We start from the raw sequence: 17,963 nt of genomic DNA, 5'->3' as shown, positions 1-17,963 counted from the left end.
GATGTTAATACGAATTACCTCACTATCAGTGGTTCTATTAGCAGCCGACGGCCGCTTAGCGTCACGGACATGAATCGACGCACCCTGTTGAAAGGTGCCGCTGCCGGACTGGCGGGCGCCGCCGTAGTCCCCGCCGCGGCCCGGGCCGCCCTGCCCGCCGGCATGCCGACCTACACCTACCTCCGTGACGCCCTGACGCTGCCGTTGAACTACAACCCGACCGGGGAGTTCATCTTCCCGTGCATCCGCGGGGTCTACGACAAGATCAGCGGCGCGCGGGCCCGGTACTACCTCTATTACGCGCCGCACGAGAAGCCGGGCGGCATCTGTGTCGCGTACGCGAACTCGCTCGCCGGGCCGTTCACCGAATACTCCGCCAACCCGTTGATCGACAATGTCCTGCCCAGTACGACAGTCAGCCATGTGTCGTCCCCGCACGTCATCTGGGACGCCGCCACCCGGCAGTTCTTCTGCTACTTCCACGGCGAGAACACCACGACCCGGGTGGCCCGTTCCGCGGACGGCATCAATTTCCGCGACGAGACGCCGATTCTGAGCACGCGGCTCGTGCCCGGCACGTCGGAGACCTCGTACGCCCGGGTCTTCGAGCACACCCTGCCCGGGCGCGGCAACAAGTACGTCATGGTCTTCATGGGCGTGAAGAGCGGGCGGCGGATCTTCTACGGCTGGTCACCCAACGGCTGGGACCAGTGGCAGTTCAGTTCCACCCCGCTGGTCAACCCGGAGGGCGACGGCCTCACCGACATCGCCGCGCCGGCCCTGGTCAAGCGCAACAACACGACGTACGTGGCGTACCACGGCAACGACGGCAGGATGCGGATCACCGAGGTCGGCAACGCCTTCGACCGGGAGAACCACCTGGGTGTCTTCTACAGTCCGATCGCCTCCGACAACGGCCGCGCCGCCGCGCCGTCGTTCGGCACCGACGGTGGTACGCCGTACATGTTCTACGAGGCCGGGCCGCGCCTGCAGGCCCGGATCTGCATCGCGCGCGCCGGCTGACGGTCAGAGAGCGCTCCCACATAGATGGGTATCGAAAAACTTCGTTGGCTCTCTTTACTGTTAACAAGCTTTAAATTACGTTGAGCGTATCGCCGACGGAGCTTCCATCCATCGGGCAATGTCGATACCGACCGGACTTCCGGCGTGGTACCGGCGTGCCCGCGGCAGGCCGGGTTCCCCCAAACTCCGGCCTGCCGCCCCCCATGTAGAGGAGCGCTTCATGAGAAGAAGAACCACACTGCCGCTGCTGACCGTGGCCACGGTCGGCGCCTCACTGTTCGTCGCCGTCGCGCCGGCCTCGGCGCACGGCTACATCTCCTCACCGCCCAGCCGGCAGGCCAACTGCGCCCGCGGCGCGGTGGCCAACTGCGGTGACATCATCTACGAGCCGCAGAGCGTCGAGGCGCCCAAGGGCTCGACGCAGTGCAACGGCGGTGGCAGCCGCTTCGCCGTCCTCAACGACAACAGCCGCAACTGGCCGGCCGCGAGCGTCGGCTCGTCCGTGACGTTCAACTGGGTGCTCACCGCCCGGCACTCCACCAGCACGTGGGAGTACTTCATCGGCGGCACCCGGCTGGCCTCCTTCAACGACGGCGGCGCGCAGCCCGGCGCCACCAAGTCGCACACCGTCAGCATGGGCGGCTTCACCGGCCGGCAGACCGTGCTGGCCCGGTGGAACATCGCCGACACGGTCAACGCGTTCTACTCCTGTGTGGACGTGAACATCGGGGGCGGGGGCGGCAACCCGCCGCCCACCACGCCGCCGCCGACCACGCCGCCCACCCAGCCCACCACGCCGCCGCCGACGACCCAGCCGCCGGCCGGTGGCACCTGGCGGGCCGGCACCGCGTACTCGCCCGGCAACGTCGTCACCTACGGCGGGGCCTCGTACAGCTGCCGGCAGGCGCACACCGCGCTGGCCGGCTGGGAGCCGCCGAACGTGCCGGCTCTCTGGTCCCGCATCTGATCCACGCCCCGCGGACGGGTCCACGGCCACCGGCGTGGACCCGTCCGCCCGGCACCGGAGGAGGTGTCACCGTGCGTCGCCTGGCCACCGCCCTGCTGATGCTGATCACGCTGGCCGGCTGTGCCGCCGATCCGGCGCAGCCGCCACCGCCGGCGTTCAACAGCACCGACGTGATGTTCCTGCAGATGAGCCTCGACTACATCCGCCAGGGTGAGCAGGTCGTCGCGCTGGCCGGGCCGCGGGCCACCAACCCCCGGGTGCGCACGCTGATCAACGAGCTGGGCGGGCAGTGGCAGAGCGAGGCGGCCACCATGGGGCGCTGGCTGACCGGCTGGCAGCAGCCGCCGTCGGCCGACCCGGCCGCCGGCGCCCACGCCGGGCACGGCGACCTGCACTCGCTGCGGCCCGCCGACATCGCCGAGCTCGAGGCCGCCCGCGGCGCCGACTTCGACCGTACGGCGGTCAGCCTGCTCCTGGGCCACCTGCACAACTGTGTCGAGGTGACCCGGATGGAGGTGGCCGGTGGGCAGTACCCGCCGGCCAAGGCCCTCGCCGAGACGATGACCACCCAGCGGCAGTCGCAGATCCAGGCCATGCTCGCCCTGGCCGCATAGCCTCAGACCGTGATTGAAGCTTCAAACCACAGTACGATGGGCCGGTGACCGCCGAACCGCCGCGCTGGCTCAGCCCCGACGAGCTGCGGGCCTGGCTGCCCGTCGGTGGCCTGCTGCTGAAACTCCCCGCCGCCCTGGACGCCCAGATGCAGCGCGACTCGGGCCTGAGCCACTTCGAGTACCTCGTCCTGGCCAACCTCTCCGAGGCCCCCGAGCGGACCCGCCGGATGAGCGCCCTGGCCGCGCTGGCCAACGGCTCGCTGTCCCGGCTCTCCCACGTGGTCAAGCGCCTGGAGGCCCGCGGCTGGATCGAGCGCAGGGCCTGCCCGTCGGACGGCCGCTACACCAACGCGGTGCTCACCGAGGCCGGCTGGGAGAAGGTCCTGGCCAGCGCGCCGGGGCACGTGGAAGCCGTCCGCACCCTGGTGCTGGACGCGTTGTCCCCGGAGGAGCTCGACCAGCTCGGCGCGATGGCCCGCCGCCTGCTGGAGCGCCTGGAGCCGGGCGACGCCCGTAATGCCTTTCCGGGCTGAGCGCCCGGCCGATAATGTCGCCGGCATGGCCGAACTCATCGCACCCACCGCCCGGCTCCGCGAATCCTGGCTGCGCTCGCGCGACGAGTGGGGCGGCGCCCACCAGGACGGTGCGGGCCTGCGGCCGGAGGACGACGTGGACACCCCGGACGGCTTCGCCGCCTGGGTGCGCCGGCTGCTGCGGGACGCGGATCCGGCCGTCGCGCAGCCGGAGGGCCTGGTCCACTGCACGTACTGGTGGATCGTCGAGGACGACGAGGTGCTCGGCGCGATCGCGCTGCGCCACGAGCTCAACGACTTCCTGCTGCGGGCCGGCGGGCACATCGGTTACGGCGTACGGCCGTCGGCCCGCCGCCGCGGCCTGGCGTCCTTCGCGCTGGGCGAGGTCCTGCCGTACGCGGCCAAGCTCGGCCTGGCCCGCGTCCTGGTCACCTGCAACGTGGCCAACGAGGGCTCCCGCCGCACGATCGAGCGCAACGGCGGCGAGCTGGAGGACATCCGCGACACCGAGATCGGCCGGCTGCGCCGCTACTGGATCACCACGTCCGGCAGCTGAGTTCCATCCCGTCCTCGACCGGGAAGTCCACAGTGGTGTAGCCGTGGGCCGGGTCCCGGACGTAGGCGAGATAGGGCGCCATGCTCGTCATGCCGGTGTCGTCGGCGACCACCAGCGCGCCCGCAGCGAGCCGCGGCTCCAGCAAGCGCAAGACTGGCAGGCAGAGGTCCTTCCAGCCGTCCAGCAGCAGGAAGTCAACCTGACCGGGCACCGCGGCCAGCGTCTGGAGGGCGTCGCCGCGCAGGACCGTCACGGCCCGGTCGAGTCCGGCCTCGGCCAGGTTGGCCCGGGCCGCCGCCACTTTGGTGCCGCTCAGCTCGGTGCTGAAGACGTGCCCCCGGCCGTTGTCGGTGACCCCGGCCGCCAGGTAGATCGTCGACACGCCGTAGGAGGTGCCGAACTCGACCACCGTGGCGGGACGGGTCGCGCGTACCAGGGTGTAGAGCAGGTCGCCGCCGCGGGCCGAGATCGGCATGTACACCCGGTCCAGCGTGTCTGCTCGCTCCTGGGGCGGCGCGGTGACGAAGGGACGGTCGGCTGGCCACAGGTCGGGGTCGCGCGCCGCCGCGTCGAAGAGGCGTTCCAGGAGCGCGGGTACGGGGGCGCGGTGCAAGGTGTTGGGCATGGCGGTAGAGTAGACGCAACGTTGCGTCCAGGCAAGGTTGCGGGCAGACGGAGGAGACGGCGTGAACCATCGCGGGAACCGGCACGGCCGCAGCGAGCAGGCCCGGCTGAGTGTGTTGCAGGCAGCGGACGACCTGCTCGCCGAGAAGGGCTTCGCCCAGCTGACGATCGAGGGGATCGCGGCCCGCGCGGGGGTCGCCAAACAGACCATCTACCGCTGGTGGCCCTCGAAGACCGACGTGCTGTTCGACGCGTTCGCCGCCGACGCCGCGCAGGACCTGGAACCGGCGGACACCGGCGACCTGGCCGGTGACCTGCGCGCGCACCTGGAGAACCTCGCGCAGTACCTGACCCGGTCGGACGCCGGCGCGGTCTTCCGCGCGCTCACCGGGCAGTCGATGCACGACCCCGCACTGGCGGCCCGGCTGCGCGCCGAGCACCTCACCCACCAGCGGGCACGCGACCGCCGCCCGCTGGAACGCGCGGTCGCCCGCGGTGAGCTGCCCTCGGACACGGACCTCGACGCGGCCGTCGACCGGCTGGTCGGCCCGGTCTACTACCGCGTTCTGGTCACCGGGCAGCCGGTCACCCCGGACTTCGTCGAGACCCTGGTCCGGCAGGTGGTGGCGTAGGGCCGCTCAGCCGACCAGGCGGCGTTCCCAGGCCCAGGCGGCGATCTCCACCCGGTTGCGGGCCCCGAGCTTGGTCTGCACGCTGCCCAGGTGGGTCTTGACGGTGCCGACCGAGATGAACAGCTGCGTCGCGATCTCCGCGTTGGTCAGCCCGCGGGCGGCCAGCTTGACCACGTCCAGCTCACGCGGGGACAATCCGCCGTCGTCGCCGGTCGGGGCCGGTGGGGACAGATGCTCCAGCAGCCGTACGGTGATCGACGGGCTGATCAGCGCGTCCCCGGACACCGCCGCGCGTACCGCCTCCACCAGCAGCGCCGGCCCCGAGTCCTTCAGCAGGAAACCAGCCGCGCCGTTGCGCAGCGCCTGATGCACGTACTCGTCGAGGTCGAAGGTCGTCACGACGACCACCTTGATCGGATCCGCGACGCCCGGCCCGGCCAGCAGCCGCAGGGCCTCCAGGCCGTCCATCCGGGGCATCCGGATGTCGAAGAGCGCCACGTCCGGCTTGAGCTTGCGGGCCATCGCCACCGCCTCGACGCCGTCCGCGGCCTCGCCGATCAGCTCCATGTCGGGCTGCGCGCCGATGATCATGCCGAAGCCGGTCCGTACCATCGCCTGGTCGTCGGCGATCATCACGCGGATCACCGCGTCACCTCCTGGTCGAGCGGCAGGGCGGCGTCGACGACCCAGCCGCCGTCGATGCCCGGCCCGGCGGTGATGCGACCGCCGACCGCGCGGACCCGTTCGGTCAGGCCCACGAGACCGTACCCCGGGGCCTCGCGCGGCATCGCGGCGCGCGGAGCCGCGCCGTCGTTCGCCACCCGGACGAGCAACCAATCGGCGGTACGGCGCACCCACACGTCCGCGACCCGCGCGTCCTTGGCGTGCCGGCGGATGTTGGTCAGCGCCTCCATCACCACCCGGTACGCCGACGTGGACACCTCCACCGGGAGCCCCACCGTGCTGCCGTCCACGTGCAGCCGGGCCAGCACGTCCCCCGCGTTGCTGAACTGCTCCAGCAGCGGGGCCAGCTCGTCCACCCCGGCCAGCGGCGCGAGCGGCGCGTCCGGCCGGGCGTCCGGATCACGCAGCACCCCGACCATCCGGCGCATCGAGGCCATCGTCTCGGCACCGGCCGCCTCGATCTGCTCCAGTGCCAGCAGCACCCGCTTGGGGTCCTGCTCGGCGATGAACCGCGCGCCCTGGGCCTGCACCACGATGCCGGTGACGTGGTGGGCGATGAAGTCGTGCAGGTCCCGGGCGAACTCGGCGCGCTGCTCGGCGCGGACCGAGTCCATCGCGCGTACCCGGGTCGACTCGATGATGCGCAGGTAGACCGCCAGCGCGATGATCGCGGTGGCGACCAGCCCCAGGGCCAGGCCGGCGATGACGTTCTCGGAGCCGGCGCCGGCCCGCAGCGGCATGAACCCGATCGCCATGCCGAGCAGCAGCACGGCGCCGACCGCCCACCGGCTGTCGCCCCGGCGGCACACCACGAACATGACCGCGAGCAGCCCGACCGACTCGGCCAGGCCGAAGCTGCCCCCGACCCCGCCCGAGGCGCCCCCGATCCCGATGGTCAGCAGCAGGGAGAACGCGGCCAGCAGCATCGCCGCCCGGGGCAGCCGGGCCGAACCCTGCCGGTGGGCGGGCAGCCACACGGCGGCCGTCGACAGAGCGCCGATGAACAGCGCGAGGGCCAGCGGCAACCCGCCCGCGGACACGGCGGAGGCCAGGTCGATCAGCCCCAGCATGGCCATCACCAGCAGGGTGGCCAGCTGAGCGCCACGGCGGATCAGGTTCGGTCGCGTCAACATCGTGACCCAGCGTAACCGCTGCTCAACGCGGCTCCATCGGCCGAAAGACAGATCCGCCGCAGCCGCCGATCCCCGCTGCGGGCTGATGTGCGCGGTGCCTCCCGACCATCAGGCTGCTCCCAGTTTCGCTGACCCCTGGAGGATCCCTGATGAGAACGCAGTCCCCGGCCGCCTCTCCGACGTCGTCGATGGCCGGCCCCGACGACGGCATGACCGCCGTCGCCGCCGTGGACCTGGTCAAGGTGTACGGCAGCGGAGAGACCGCCGTCCGCGCCCTCGACGGCGTGACGGTCGGCTTCGCCCGCGCCCAGTTCACCGCCATCATGGGACCGTCCGGCTCCGGCAAGTCCACGCTGATGCACTGCCTGGCCGGGCTCGACACGGCCACCTCGGGCCGGGCGCTGCTGGGCGGCACCGACCTGACCGTGCTCAGCGACAAGGTCCTGACCCGGGTCCGCCGCGAGCGGATCGGCTTCGTCTTCCAGTCGTTCAACCTGCTCCCGCAGCTCACCGCCGAGCAGAACATCACCCTGCCGCTGGACCTGGCCGGCCGGCGGGCCGAGTCCGGGCTGTTCGCCCACCTCGCCGACGTGCTCGGCCTCAAGGGGCGGCTCACCCACCGGCCCAGCGAGCTCTCCGGCGGCCAGCAGCAGCGGGTCGCGCTGGCCCGGGCGCTGGTCTCCCGCCCCGAGGTCGTCTTCGCCGACGAGCCGACCGGCAACCTGGACTCCCGCTCCGGCGCCGAGGTGCTGTCGTTCCTGCGCAACTCCGTCCGCGAACTCGGCCAGACCATCGTCATGGTCACCCACGACCCGGGCGCGGCCGCGTACGCCGACCGGGTCGTGCTGCTGGCCGACGGCAAGGTGGCCGGCGAACTCGACCGCCCCGACCGCGCGTCGATCGCCGACGCCCTGCAGCACCTGGGGACGTACCGGTGAACGTGCTCCGTACCCAGCTCGCCGGGGTCTCCCGGCGCCCGGCCCGGCTGCTGCTCACCGGCCTGGCCATGCTCGTGGCGTCCTTCGTGGTCTACGCCACCGTCCTGGCCCAGCAGATCACCGAGCGCACCATGCTCGACGGCCTCAGCGGCACGCCCGCCGCCGTCGACCTCGTCGTCGGCGGGGAGTCGGAGACCGGCAACATGCCGACCATCACCCGCGCCGACCTGGCCCGCCTCCAGGCGGTGCCCGGTGTCGCCGAGGCGGCCGGGCGCACCGACTTCGGCGGCCAGACCGGCAGCGACTACCTGAACATCACGGCCGACCCGGGCAGCGGCCCGCTGGCCGTCGCCCACGTCACCCAGGGCCGGTACCCGTCCGCGCCGGGCGAGATCGCGGTGACCCCGCGCACGGCCGACCGGATGGGCCTGCCCGTGGGCAGCACCGTCTCACTGGTCACCAGCTGGGACGACGACGGCAAGCCCGGAAAACCCGTGCGGCTCACGGTCACCGGCCTGGCCGACGCCCGCGACGACTACGGCTCCACCGCGTACGCCCCGACGGCCACCATCCTGGCCCTGAGCCCCGACACCACCCTGTTCAAGGTGGACCTGCGCCTGGCCCCGGGAGCCGACGCCACCGCCGTCCGCGCGGAGCTCGACCGGATCGTGCAGAGCATGCCGGCCCCGCCCGAGGGCGCCGAACGCGCGCTGATCCGGGCCGGCGCGGACGTGCGCACCGACGAGGCGAACCGCGCGGCCTCCGATCTCAACGAGCTGTTCGCCGTCGTCGGGATGTTCGTGGCCATCGCCGTGGTCGCCGCCGGGCTGGTCGCCACCTCCACGTTCCGGATCGTGTTCGCCCAGCGGATGCGCCAGCTGGCGCTGCTGCGGGCGGTCGGGGCCGGACGCAGCTCGATCAGCCGGGCGCTGGCCGCCGAAGGCGCACTGACCGGATTCGTCGCCGGCCTGGTCGGCGTGCTGGGGGCCCTGGCCGTCGGCCACGCCCTGCCACCGGTACTGCGCGCCTTCGACGTCGCGGTGTCCTCGCCCGGTGTCCCGCTGCTGCCCGCGGTCGGGGTGATCCTGCTGTCCGTGCTGATCACCGTGCTGGCCGTGCTGGCCCCGGCGTTCTCGGCCGCGAAGGTCGCCCCGCTGGAGGCGCTGCGCTCGGCCAGCACCACCGGCGGCCGGCGTGACATCGGCAAGCTGCGCTGGGCGTTCGGGCTGCTGCTCACGCTGATGGCGGCCGGCGCGGCCGCGTACGTGATCGCCAACCTGCCGGACCGCGACGCCAAGAACTACACGCCCGGACCGATGCTGCTGACGGTGGTCGTCTCCGGAGCGCTGGCCTTCTTCGCCCTGATGGCGCTGGGTCCGGTCCTGGTCCGCCCGGTACTGGCCACGGTGGGCTGGCCGCTGCGCCGCCTCGGCGCCGTCGGCCGGCTCGCGGTGGGCGGAGTCGGCGGAGCGCCCCGGCGGGCCGCAGCGGTGTCGGTCGTCGTGGCGCTCGGCGTCACCCTGATCGCCGGCGTCGTGGTGACCGGGGCCTCGGTCCGGGTCCTCGCCGACCGCGAGATGGCCTCGGCCGTACCCGCCGACTACGAACTCGCCGCCAATGCCGACGAGCGGGTGCCGGCTGCCCTGGTCGACCAGGCGAAAGCCAGCCCCGACCTGGCCCACGTGACGCCGTACCGGCGCCTCGACACGGTCACGATCGGCGCCGACGAGTCCCAGCTGCAGGCCACCGACCTCGACATGGACGCGCTGCCGACCATGAAGAACATCGACGTGTCGGCCGGCACACTGGCCGGCATCAAACCCGGCGCGGTGGCGATCTCCGGCTTCGCCACGGACCTGTCCGGACTGGCGGTCGGCGACACCACGACGCTGACCAGCGGCAAGAAGAAGCTCCAGGTCACGGTCGCGGCAGTCCTGCCGGACACCGGGCCGCTGCAGTCGTCCCTGCTGCTGGACCCGAGCGACCTGACCAAGCTCGGAGCGCCGGCGACCTACTCCGGACTGCTGGCCGACGCGGCACAATCGGGCGAGGACGGGCGCACCGCCGGACAGAAGGCCATGCAGCAGCTGGTCCAGGGACGGACAGGCCTGGGCGTCACGGTCCTGGCCGACCAGCGGGACCAGTTCAACCTGATCCTGAACGGCGTCCTGGCGGTGGCGATCGGCCTGGTCGGACTGACGGTCCTGATCGCCGTGGTCGGCGTGGGCACGACAACGGCGCTGTCGGTGGTGGAACGGGTCCGAGAATCAGGCCTGCTGCGGGCGGTGGGCCTGTCCCGCGGCGGCCTGCGAGCGATGCTGACCGCGGAATCAAGCCTCTACGGCGTGATCGGCGCGACGATCGGCCTGATCCTGGGGGTGCCGTACGCGTGGCTGTCGATCAAGGCGCTGGGAGTGAACGCGCCGCTGGCCCTGCCGGTGTGGCAGCTGGCGGCGGTGTTCCTGACGCTGGTGATTTTCACGGCGGTCGCGGGGGTGTTGCCGGCTCGGCGGGCTTCCCGGGTCAGTCCGGTTGCTGCGCTGGCTACTGACGGGTGATCAGGTGGGAGCGGGGGTCGCTCTCGGCGGTTCGTTTCCGCCGGGGGTGGCCCTCGTTTCCTGGGCCTGGCTTGTATGCGGCGCCCTCCGTTTCTTCCGTCTCTTCGGCTTCTTTGACTTGTTCGGTGGCTTCCGTGCCCTCCGTTCCTTCGGCTTCTTCGGCTTGCTTGGTGTCTTCCGCGCCTTGCGGGCCTTGCGCGCTTGCGGGCCTTGCGCGCTTGCGGGCCTTGCGCGCTTCCGGGCCTTGCGCGCTTCCGGGCCTTGCGCGCCCTGCGCGCTTTCGCGCCTTGCGCGCTTCCGGCCTTCCGCGCTTCCGGGCCTTGCGCGCTTCCGGGCCTTGCGCGCTTCCGGGCCTTGCGCGCTTCCGGGCCTTCCGCGCTTCCGGGCCTTGCGCGCTTCCGGGCCTTGCGCGCTTTCGCGCCTTGCGCGCTTTCGCGCCTTGCGCGCTTCCGCGCCTTGCGCGCTTCCGGCCTTCCGCGCTTCCGGGCCTTGCGCGCTTCCGGGCCTTGCGCGCTTCCGGGCCTTGCGCGCTTCCGGGCCTTGCGCGCTTCCGGGCCTTCCGCGCTTCCGCGCCTTGCGCGCCTTGCGCGCTTCCGGGCCTTGCGCGCTTCCGGGCCTTCCGCGCTTCCGCGCTTCCGCGTCCTCCCTCCCCAGTCCCTCTGCGCCTCTAGCTCCGCACGGTCTGTGCCGGTTCGTTTTCGTCTCTCTCCGCTCAGTTGTGCCGGGCCGTTCGCGTCTCCCTCCGCTCACGCTGTGCTGGTCTGTCTGCGCTCCTCTCCGCTCCCTCTGCGCCGGTCCGTCCTGCGGGCCGATGTCCGCGACGACTCCGGCGTTCGCAGCCTCGTTGTTGTCGTACCCGGCGGATAGATTTCTGAGGTGACCGATCAGCCCGCAAACCGTGCCGCCGAAACCGAGCCGCTCTATCGTGCGGATCTCGCGGCGGTGGATCCCGAGCTGCGCGAGCCGTTGCCGACGATCATGGCGGCGACTCCGCGCCCGTTGACCCTCGACCTGTTGCCGGCCCGGCGGGCGCTCGGCGCCGAGCTGCGGCCCACCGACGAGTTGTTGTCGCGGGACGGCCGGATCACGTTGGAGACCCGGCAAGCGGGGGAGACCAGCGTCCTGATCGCCCGGCCGGCCGGGGTGGAAGGGCCGCTGCCCGGGGTCGTCTACCTGCACGGCGGCGGGATGATCGCCGGAGATGAGCGGAGTGACCTGCCCGGGATCCTGGAATGGGTCGAGCGGGTCGGCGTCGTGCTCGTCTCGGTCGCGTACCGGCTGGCGCCCGAGCATCCGTACCCGGCCGGCGTCGAGGATTGTCACGCCGCGCTCACCTGGACCTTGTCCCACCTCGACGAGCTGGGCATCGACGGCCGGGTGGTGCTGGCCGGCACCAGCGCCGGTGGTGGGCTGGCGGCGGGGACAGCGCTGCTGCACCGCGACCGCGGCGGCGCGGATCTGGCTGGGCTGCTGCTGATGTGCCCGATGCTGGACGACCGGAGGGTGGACGCGCCGGTGCGCCCGTACGACACGTGGAGCTCGGTCTCGAACCTGACCGGCTGGACCGCCCTGCTCGGGGCCGCCCGCGGCGGCCCGGACGTCCCGCCTTACGCCGCGCCGGCGCGCGCCACCGACCTGTCCGGTCTGCCGCCGGCCTTCATCGACGTGGGCACCGCCGACATCTTCCTGGACGAGGACGTCACCTTCGCCCAGCGGATCTGGGCGGCAGGCGGGCGGGCCGACCTGCACGTGTGGGCGGGCGGATTCCACGCGTTCGACCACCTGGCCCCGGAGGTGCGGATCTCGGGCGAGGCGCGGGCCGCGCGGGTCGGATGGCTGTGGCGCATCCTCCAGACCGGTCCCTACGTCACCGTGTAGTGCGCGACCGTGTCCTCGCGGCCGATCAGGAACTCGTCGTCCTCGGGATAGAAGACGGCCCGGGAGATGTCCGAGCCCGCGAAGCGCTGAATCACCTCGATCGACTCCCACCAGCTCAGCGTGACGACCTCGGTGCGGCCGTCACCCAGATCCCGGGTCCACATCTGCGCGTCGACGTTGCCCGGCGTGCCGCGGTAGGCGGCCATGCCGGTCTCCTCGATGTAGGCGACGTATTCGGCGGCCCGGTCGGTGGCGACCCAGCCACGCCACATGCGTGCGATCACCCGTTCGACACTAGGCCGTGAACCATCCGCAGGACCAGCCCCGCGGCCAGCGCCGGATCGTCACCCACCACCCCGAGCGCGTCGTACGCCGGAAACGACGTCGCCGCCACCACCCCGGCCAGCACCGCCTCACCCTGCTCGGGCGGCGCTGTCTCGCTCTGCCTGGGCGGCGCTGTCTCGCTCTGCCTGGGCGGTGCTGTCTCGCTCTGCCTGGGCGGCGCTGTCTCGCTCTGCCTGGGCGGCGCTGTCTCGCTCTGCCTGGGCGGCGCTGTCTCGCTCTGCCTGGGCGGCGCTGTCTCGCTCTGTCTGGGCGGCGCTGTCTCGCTCTGTCTGGGCGGCGCTGTCTCGCCGTGCCGGGGCGGCACTGCCTCGCCCCGCCCGGCCAGCAACCGCCGGAACTGCTCGCGCCGCCGGTCCTCGCGTGCGGCCAGATGTTCCGCGATGCCGGCGTCGACCGCTGCCAGCCCGAAGAGCGGCCGCAGCACCGCTCGCTCGCCGTGCCAGAAGCGACAGGTCTGCTCGACGACAAAGGCCAGCGCCTCGTCCGAGCCCAGGTCACGCGACGCGGTCAGCAGCTGATCCATGCCGGCCCGGCTGGTCAGCTCGGTGAGCACCGCGTCGAGCAGCCCGGCCTTGTTGCGCACCTGGTTGTAGACGGTGACCCGGGTGACCCCGGCCCGGGTGGCGACGGCTTCGAGGGTGAACTCCCGCCACGGCACGGTGGCAAGCAGCTCGCGGGCAGCGACGATGACCGCCTGCCGGGTCGCCGCGGTGGCCTCGGCTCGCCGCATCGTCGCTCTCCCAAATACTTGACGCCGTGTATAGCGAATAACTATACACGCTGTATGGCGAATGGAACGTTGATCGAATTCGGCGGGCTGCCGGGCACCGGCAAGTCCACATTGGCCGCTCATCTCGCGGACCGCAGCGGAGCGGTGTGGCTGCGTATCGACGAGATCGAGGGCGCGATGCGACGCAACGGGCTGACGGCGGGTCAGACCGGGGTGGCGGCGTACTCGATCGCCCACGACGTGGCGGCGAGCCACCTCCGGCGCGGGCTCACGGTGATCGCGGACGCGGTGAACCCGGTGGAGGCGGCCCGTCTCGGCTGGCGTGATCTGGCCCGGTCGGTGCAGGCCCGGCACGTCGTGATCGAGACTGCCTGCCCGGACGCGGCCCGGCTCGACCGGATCGCCGAGCGGGAACCGGATCTGCTCGTCCCGCTGGCGGCGGACGCCTATGAGCCGCGCAGCGATGAGCGGCTGATCGTCGATACGACCCGGCCGCTGAACGAGTGCCAGGCCGACGTGGTCCGCCACACCGGATTCACGCCGTGACCGACGCACCCGCCATGGCCGGTAGCCGGGTGCTTCGGATGAACAGCCCGGTCGCGTCCCCTACCATCGGGCCACGCGCGGTGATCAGGACCGGGGTGCGGGGACAGCGGCGGCAAAACGCGGTGGCCGGCACTCGAAGGCGGCGCGGTCCCATTCGGTGCGGTTCCGGCGGGCGGTGAGACCGGTCGCGGCGGGCGCCCACTAACCTGGACGTCTACTCGCTCGGCATCCCTGCCCGGGCTCGCCGCGAGGCTGGACGACGTGGTGGTCGGCGCCGGCAGGCCCAGGCTCGGCCGGGACCCCGGCGATAGTGGCGACTGGTCGTCTGACGAGGGAGTTGGGTCTGCGTGAGTGACTGGCCACTGACCGAGCTGCGGCTGACCTGCCGCGAGGTCTCTCTACGGCCTGTCCGCGAGGCAGACCTGCCCGCGCTGGCCGCGATCCTGCCGGCCGACTTCGAGCAGGACCCGAGCCTCGAACTCTTCCCGGACCTGAGCGCCGAGGCGAACCAGCGCCGGCTTTTCTACCAGGGTTACTGGAAGTCGCTCGGCACGTGGTCACCCTCGGCGTGGGTGCTGCACTTCGCGGTCACGTACCGCAACGAGCTCGTCGGGGTGCAGACGCTGGAGGCCGAGAACTTCCCGGCGCTGCGTACCGTGGATTCGGCGTCCTGGCTGGTCCCGGGCGTGCGCGGGCGTGGGCTCGGGGTGGCGATGCGAACGGCGGTGCTCGGCCTCGCCTTCGACCACTTGGGAGCGGTCGCGGCGGTGTCGTCGGCCGTCGCGGGCAACGCGGCGTCCCTAGGGGTGTCGCGCCGCATCGGTTACGCCGAGAACGGGGTCGGCCTGATCGTCGTGCCCGGTGGTGAGGTGGCTGAGTTACGGAATTTCCGGCTCACCGTGGACGCCTGGCGGGCCGCGGGACACGGCAGTTCGCCCGCGGGCGCCCACCCTCACGCCCGGCCCGAGGTGACCGTTGATGGGCTCACGCCGTGCCTGCCGTGGTTCGGCCTGCGCTGATCTCATCGGTGCGCCGGCGGGAGGGTGAACCAGAAAGTCGCGCCCCGCCCGTCCTCGCCCTCGGCGTGGATCTCGCCGCCGTGGCGTTCCACGGCCCGGTGCACGGTTGTCAGGCCGATGCCGGTGCCGGGGAAGTCGGCCGCGTTGTGCAGCCGGGCGAACGGCCGGAACAGCTCGATCGCCTTCCCGGACGGGAAGCCCGCCCCGTTGTCACGGATGTGGTACCTCGGGCTCTCACCCGGCCCGCTCCAGCCGACCTCGATCACGGGCTCGGTCACCCGCCGGGTGAACTTGCAGGCGTTGTTGATCAGGTTTTCCAGGATGACCCGGACCAGCCCCTCGTCACCGTCGGCGGTCATGTCGTCCGCGACCGTGAACCGGATCTCACGGTCCGGTTCTCGAGCCGTGACCTCGCCGATCACCTGCCAGGCCGTCGCGGTCAGGTCGAAGCGTTCCCGGCGTAGCTCACCACGGCTGGCCCGGGCCAGGATCAGCAGCGACTCCACCAGATCCGCCATCCGCCCGGCCGCGGCGTGGATGCGTTCCACCCGGTGCCGGACCTGCTCGCTGAGCGGCTCGTCGTCCTCGTCCAGGATGGTCTCCGCGAAACTGCTGATCACCTGCAACGGGCCGCGCAGGTCATGGGAGACCGAACCGCTGAACGCCTCCAGCTCGCGGTTGCGCCACTCCAGCTCCTCGACCAGCGCCGCCCGCGTCTCCGCGAGCTGCCGCGCCGCCCGTTCGCCGGCCGCGTCGAGCTCACGCCGCATCAGCTCCTCGCGAATCCGCCGGCTCTCGTCGAGGGACTGCTTGCGGCGGATCTGCCCGCGTACGTGGGCCCGCAACGTCTCCGGCCCGTCGGCGGAGCGCACGTAGTCGTCGGCCCCCGCGGCCAGGCAGTCCAGCATGGCGTCGTCGTGGTCCCCGATCATGATGACGGGAGTGTCGCCGATCTGCGGAACCTCCTTGATCCGGCGGCAGATCTCCCGGGCGTCGGCACCGGCGCCGTCGAGACTCAGCACGATGCAGTCGACCGGTTGCGCCGCCAGCAGATCGAGGGCGTCGTCGGCGGTGCCGGCGGGCACCACGTCGTACCCGTCGTCGCGCAGCGCATCGCCCAGCGCGAGCAGCCGCTGCCGGTCCGACGTCACGGTGAGCACCTTGCCCGGCCCGTGCAGGCTCCCGGTGACCTCGATGGGCAGTTGCTCGGCGCTGGTCCGCAGCACGGCGGCGAGCTTGGCGAGCACGACGGCCAGGTCCTGCTGCTTGCGGACGAACGCGTCGGCGCCCGCCTCCAGCATCTGCACCTCGGTCGCGTAGTCGTCCGACGCCGTCATCAACAGGCAAGGAATGTCCCGCAGCGCCGGATCGAGCCGCAGCCGCCGAATGACGGTCGCGCCGTCGATGCCCGGCATGACCCCGTCCACGATGACGGCCTGCGGCCTGCGGTCGGCCGCCGTGCGCAGGCCCTCCTCGCCGGAGTTGGCCGTGATGACGGCGTACCCCTCGGGCTCCAGCAGCTCCCGCAGCGTCTCCCGGAAGGTGATGCTGTCGTCGATGACCAGCACCGTAGTGCGGTCGTCGATGCGGAAAGGGTCCTCGCCGAGCAACTGCCGCGCCCGCGCCACGACATAACCGGCGTCGTAAGGCTTGCCGACGTACTCGTCAGCCCCGGTCCGCAGCCCGTGCAGCCGATCGGCGACCTCCGCCTCGCTGGAGAGCAGCACGGTGACCGTGCCTTCCCGGCCGGGATGGGCTCGCAACTCCCGCAGCAGTTCGACCCCGTCGGCATCGGGTAACAGCACGTCGAGCACCGCGACGTCAAAATGCGCACCGGCGAACGCCGCCCGCGCCTCGGCGCCGTTGGCGCAGAGAATCGACCGGAAGCCGTCGGCTTCGAAAGCCTCGTGCAGATCCATCCGTACGGTGAGACTGTCATCGACGATCAGCACCGTGTGCTTGTCCACCGGCGGGCCGATACCGGTGTCGCGGCGCTCTTCAGTGCCGCGATCGGCCTGATGAACGGTGGTCGCGGACGTGGACGGCTGGGCGAGCCGGCCGACCGCCTCGTGGGTCGGATGGCTCATCGCCGCACCCCCACGTCGGACGACAACTCACCGAGGCGCCCGGCTATCCGCGAGGGCGGCATGATGAAACCGGCCGCGCCGAGCAGCGCGGCCTCCCGCGGCATGCCGTAGACGACACAGCTCCCCTCGTCCTGGGCGAACGTGTGCCCGCCCCGCGCGCGCATCTGCAGGAGGCCGAGGGCACCGTCCCGACCCATGCCCGTGAGCAGGCACCCGGCTGCCGTCGGGCCGTATTCGGCGGCAACGGACTCGAAGAGCACGTCGACGGACGGCCGGCAGGAATGCCGGGGCGGTCCCTCACTGAGCCGCAGGTGGCCGTCGCTGACCAGCAGGTGACGGTCCGGCGGGGCCAGCAGGATCCGGCCGTTGAGCACCCGCATGGACATCCCGTCCACGGCATAGCTGACGTTGCGCCCGGTCTGCCCGGCGAGCCAGTCGGAGAAGGCCACGGCGAACGGCTCGCTGGCCGCGATGTGCTGCACGCACAGCACCGGCGGCGCGAAACCGGCCGGCAGCGCGCGAAGCAGCTCGGTCAGAGCCCCGGGACCACCGGTCGAGGCCCCGAGAGCGACCACCTTGATGCGCGGCTCATCGGCGGTGAGCAGCGGGGGAGCGGCCGGCGGACGCACGGCGGGCTCGGGCGTCGTACGGCTGCGGCCGTCGAGGCGCGCCCGCGGATGCGTGATCACGCGGATCCGCGACACCAGCCGTACGGTCGAACACAGCCGGCGTGCCCACCCGGCGTCGGAATCGTCCCCACGCGGCTTCTCCAGCACGTCCACCGCGCCGGCGGCGAGCGCGTTGTAGGTGCTGAACAGCTCCTGCCGGTCGGCAGAGGAGACGACCAGGATCGGCGTCGGGAACTCGGCCATGATGTGCTCGGTGGCGACGAGCCCGCTCATCGTGGGCAGCATCATGTCCATGGTGACCACGTCGGGCCGTAGCCGTCCGACCAGTTCGACGGCCTGCCCGCCGTCGAGTGCCTCACCGACCACCTGTAGTTCGGGGTCGGTCGCGAGCGCCTCGCGCAGGGCGTGGCGCATGGTCGCCGAATCCTCGACCACCAGAACGCGGATCATGCGTGGCTCCCCTTTCG

18 protein-coding genes are annotated in these 17,963 nt (G+C 72.0%); 11 read left to right on the top strand and 7 right to left on the bottom strand.

Going from position 1 to position 17,963, the window contains the following annotated elements; genetic code table 11:
- Positions 1 to 69: 69 nt before the first annotated feature.
- From AB0C12_RS03410 to AB0C12_RS03390, 5 genes are all read left to right on the top strand, one after another.
- The gene (locus AB0C12_RS03410) at positions 70 to 1,023 is read left to right on the top strand and encodes a hypothetical protein (protein ID WP_360543674.1); all 954 of its coding nucleotides are present in this window, start codon (positions 70 to 72) and stop codon (positions 1,021 to 1,023) included.
- A 220-nt stretch (positions 1,024 to 1,243) separates the two neighbouring features.
- Positions 1,244 to 1,990 carry a lytic polysaccharide monooxygenase gene (locus AB0C12_RS03405; protein WP_360543672.1) on the top strand — a complete coding sequence of 249 codons (747 nt, stop codon included), beginning with the start codon at positions 1,244 to 1,246 and terminating at the stop codon, positions 1,988 to 1,990.
- A 71-nt stretch (positions 1,991 to 2,061) separates the two neighbouring features.
- Positions 2,062 to 2,604 (top strand): DUF305 domain-containing protein, encoded by a 543-nt coding sequence (locus AB0C12_RS03400; RefSeq protein WP_360543670.1) that lies wholly within the window; start codon positions 2,062 to 2,064, stop codon positions 2,602 to 2,604.
- A 44-nt stretch (positions 2,605 to 2,648) separates the two neighbouring features.
- Complete coding sequence (locus AB0C12_RS03395; RefSeq protein ID WP_360543668.1) at positions 2,649 to 3,137, top strand: MarR family winged helix-turn-helix transcriptional regulator; 489 nt, start codon at positions 2,649 to 2,651, stop codon at positions 3,135 to 3,137.
- Positions 3,138 to 3,162: 25 nt separating this feature from the next.
- Complete coding sequence (locus AB0C12_RS03390; protein WP_360543666.1) at positions 3,163 to 3,693, top strand: GNAT family N-acetyltransferase; 531 nt, start codon at positions 3,163 to 3,165, stop codon at positions 3,691 to 3,693.
- Here AB0C12_RS03390 and AB0C12_RS03385 read toward each other — a convergent pair.
- Positions 3,674 to 4,318, bottom strand: a complete 645-nt coding sequence (locus AB0C12_RS03385; protein WP_360543664.1) for a class I SAM-dependent methyltransferase — start codon at positions 4,316 to 4,318, stop codon at positions 3,674 to 3,676. The genes AB0C12_RS03390 and AB0C12_RS03385 overlap by 20 nt on opposite strands.
- Positions 4,319 to 4,379: 61 nt before the next feature.
- Between AB0C12_RS03385 and AB0C12_RS03380 the strand changes: the two genes are divergently transcribed.
- Complete coding sequence (locus AB0C12_RS03380) at positions 4,380 to 4,949, top strand: TetR/AcrR family transcriptional regulator (RefSeq protein WP_360543662.1); 570 nt, start codon at positions 4,380 to 4,382, stop codon at positions 4,947 to 4,949.
- A gap of 6 nt (positions 4,950 to 4,955) precedes the next feature.
- Here the strand turns inward: AB0C12_RS03380 and AB0C12_RS03375 are convergent, their stop codons facing one another.
- Positions 4,956 to 5,594: a response regulator transcription factor gene (locus tag AB0C12_RS03375; RefSeq protein ID WP_212989301.1), complete on the bottom strand. Its 639-nt coding sequence runs from the start codon at positions 5,592 to 5,594 to the stop codon at positions 4,956 to 4,958.
- Positions 5,591 to 6,766, bottom strand: a complete 1,176-nt coding sequence (locus tag AB0C12_RS03370; RefSeq protein ID WP_360543660.1) for a histidine kinase — start codon at positions 6,764 to 6,766, stop codon at positions 5,591 to 5,593. The genes AB0C12_RS03375 and AB0C12_RS03370 overlap by 4 nt, the downstream gene beginning before the upstream one ends.
- A gap of 209 nt (positions 6,767 to 6,975) precedes the next feature.
- Here AB0C12_RS03370 and AB0C12_RS03365 point away from each other — a divergent pair, with 209 nt between their 5' ends.
- The 3 genes from AB0C12_RS03365 to AB0C12_RS03355 all read left to right on the top strand — a co-directional run bounded on the left by AB0C12_RS03365 (position 6,976) and on the right by AB0C12_RS03355 (position 12,140).
- The gene (locus AB0C12_RS03365) at positions 6,976 to 7,704 is read left to right on the top strand and encodes an ABC transporter ATP-binding protein (protein ID WP_360544916.1); all 729 of its coding nucleotides are present in this window, start codon (positions 6,976 to 6,978) and stop codon (positions 7,702 to 7,704) included.
- Positions 7,701 to 10,262 carry an ABC transporter permease gene (locus tag AB0C12_RS03360; protein WP_360543658.1) on the top strand — a complete coding sequence of 854 codons (2,562 nt, stop codon included), beginning with the start codon at positions 7,701 to 7,703 and terminating at the stop codon, positions 10,260 to 10,262. The genes AB0C12_RS03365 and AB0C12_RS03360 overlap by 4 nt, the downstream gene beginning before the upstream one ends.
- Before the next feature lie 876 nt (positions 10,263 to 11,138).
- A complete protein-coding gene (locus AB0C12_RS03355; RefSeq protein WP_360543656.1) occupies positions 11,139 to 12,140 on the top strand; it encodes an alpha/beta hydrolase fold domain-containing protein in 1,002 nt (333 codons plus the stop codon).
- Here AB0C12_RS03355 and AB0C12_RS03350 read toward each other — a convergent pair.
- Both AB0C12_RS03350 and AB0C12_RS03345 read right to left on the bottom strand, forming a co-directional pair.
- The gene (locus AB0C12_RS03350; RefSeq protein ID WP_360543654.1) at positions 12,125 to 12,424 is read right to left on the bottom strand and encodes a hypothetical protein; all 300 of its coding nucleotides are present in this window, start codon (positions 12,422 to 12,424) and stop codon (positions 12,125 to 12,127) included. The two genes, AB0C12_RS03355 and AB0C12_RS03350, sit on opposite strands and share 16 nt — an antisense overlap.
- Positions 12,421 to 13,215: a TetR family transcriptional regulator gene (locus AB0C12_RS03345; RefSeq protein ID WP_360543652.1), complete on the bottom strand. Its 795-nt coding sequence runs from the start codon at positions 13,213 to 13,215 to the stop codon at positions 12,421 to 12,423. The genes AB0C12_RS03350 and AB0C12_RS03345 overlap by 4 nt, the downstream gene beginning before the upstream one ends.
- A gap of 54 nt (positions 13,216 to 13,269) precedes the next feature.
- Here AB0C12_RS03345 and AB0C12_RS03340 point away from each other — a divergent pair, with 54 nt between their 5' ends.
- A complete protein-coding gene (locus tag AB0C12_RS03340) occupies positions 13,270 to 13,761 on the top strand; it encodes an AAA family ATPase (RefSeq protein ID WP_360543651.1) in 492 nt (163 codons plus the stop codon).
- 347 nt (positions 13,762 to 14,108) lie between these two features.
- Positions 14,109 to 14,780 carry a GNAT family protein gene (locus AB0C12_RS03335; RefSeq protein ID WP_360543649.1) on the top strand — a complete coding sequence of 224 codons (672 nt, stop codon included), beginning with the start codon at positions 14,109 to 14,111 and terminating at the stop codon, positions 14,778 to 14,780.
- Positions 14,781 to 14,782: 2 nt separating this feature from the next.
- Here AB0C12_RS03335 and AB0C12_RS03330 read toward each other — a convergent pair whose 3' ends face one another.
- Positions 14,783 to 16,867 carry a response regulator gene (locus tag AB0C12_RS03330; RefSeq protein ID WP_360543647.1) on the bottom strand — a complete coding sequence of 695 codons (2,085 nt, stop codon included), beginning with the start codon at positions 16,865 to 16,867 and terminating at the stop codon, positions 14,783 to 14,785.
- On the bottom strand, positions 16,864 to 17,946 hold the full coding sequence (gene cheB / locus AB0C12_RS03325; protein ID WP_360543645.1) for a chemotaxis-specific protein-glutamate methyltransferase CheB: 1,083 nt from the start codon (positions 17,944 to 17,946) through the stop codon (positions 16,864 to 16,866). Before cheB ends, AB0C12_RS03330 begins: the two co-directional genes overlap by 4 nt.
- Positions 17,947 to 17,963: the final 17 nt, after the last annotated feature.

Source organism: Actinoplanes sp. NPDC048967 (genome assembly GCF_040649415.1).
GTDB lineage: Bacteria > Actinomycetota > Actinomycetes > Mycobacteriales > Micromonosporaceae > Actinoplanes.
This window is presented reverse-complemented; position numbering and strand designations above follow the sequence as displayed.

Excerpts from the sequence above, each read along its gene's own strand:
- AB0C12_RS03410 (WP_360543674.1), top strand. The coding sequence starts at position 70 with ATGAATCGACGCACCCTGTTGAAAGGTGCCGCTGCCGGACTGGCGGGC.
- AB0C12_RS03405 (WP_360543672.1), top strand. The coding sequence starts at position 1,244 with ATGAGAAGAAGAACCACACTGCCGCTGCTGACCGTGGCCACGGTCGGC.
- AB0C12_RS03390 (WP_360543666.1), top strand. The coding sequence starts at position 3,163 with ATGGCCGAACTCATCGCACCCACCGCCCGGCTCCGCGAATCCTGGCTG.
- AB0C12_RS03385 (WP_360543664.1), bottom strand. The coding sequence starts at position 4,318 with ATGCCCAACACCTTGCACCGCGCCCCCGTACCCGCGCTCCTGGAACGC.
- AB0C12_RS03370 (WP_360543660.1), bottom strand. The coding sequence starts at position 6,766 with ATGTTGACGCGACCGAACCTGATCCGCCGTGGCGCTCAGCTGGCCACC.
- AB0C12_RS03365 (WP_360544916.1), top strand. The coding sequence starts at position 6,976 with ATGACCGCCGTCGCCGCCGTGGACCTGGTCAAGGTGTACGGCAGCGGA.
- AB0C12_RS03345 (WP_360543652.1), bottom strand. The coding sequence starts at position 13,215 with ATGCGGCGAGCCGAGGCCACCGCGGCGACCCGGCAGGCGGTCATCGTC.
- AB0C12_RS03340 (WP_360543651.1), top strand. The coding sequence starts at position 13,270 with ATGGCGAATGGAACGTTGATCGAATTCGGCGGGCTGCCGGGCACCGGC.
- AB0C12_RS03330 (WP_360543647.1), bottom strand. The coding sequence starts at position 16,867 with ATGAGCCATCCGACCCACGAGGCGGTCGGCCGGCTCGCCCAGCCGTCC.
- cheB (WP_360543645.1), bottom strand. The coding sequence starts at position 17,946 with ATGATCCGCGTTCTGGTGGTCGAGGATTCGGCGACCATGCGCCACGCC.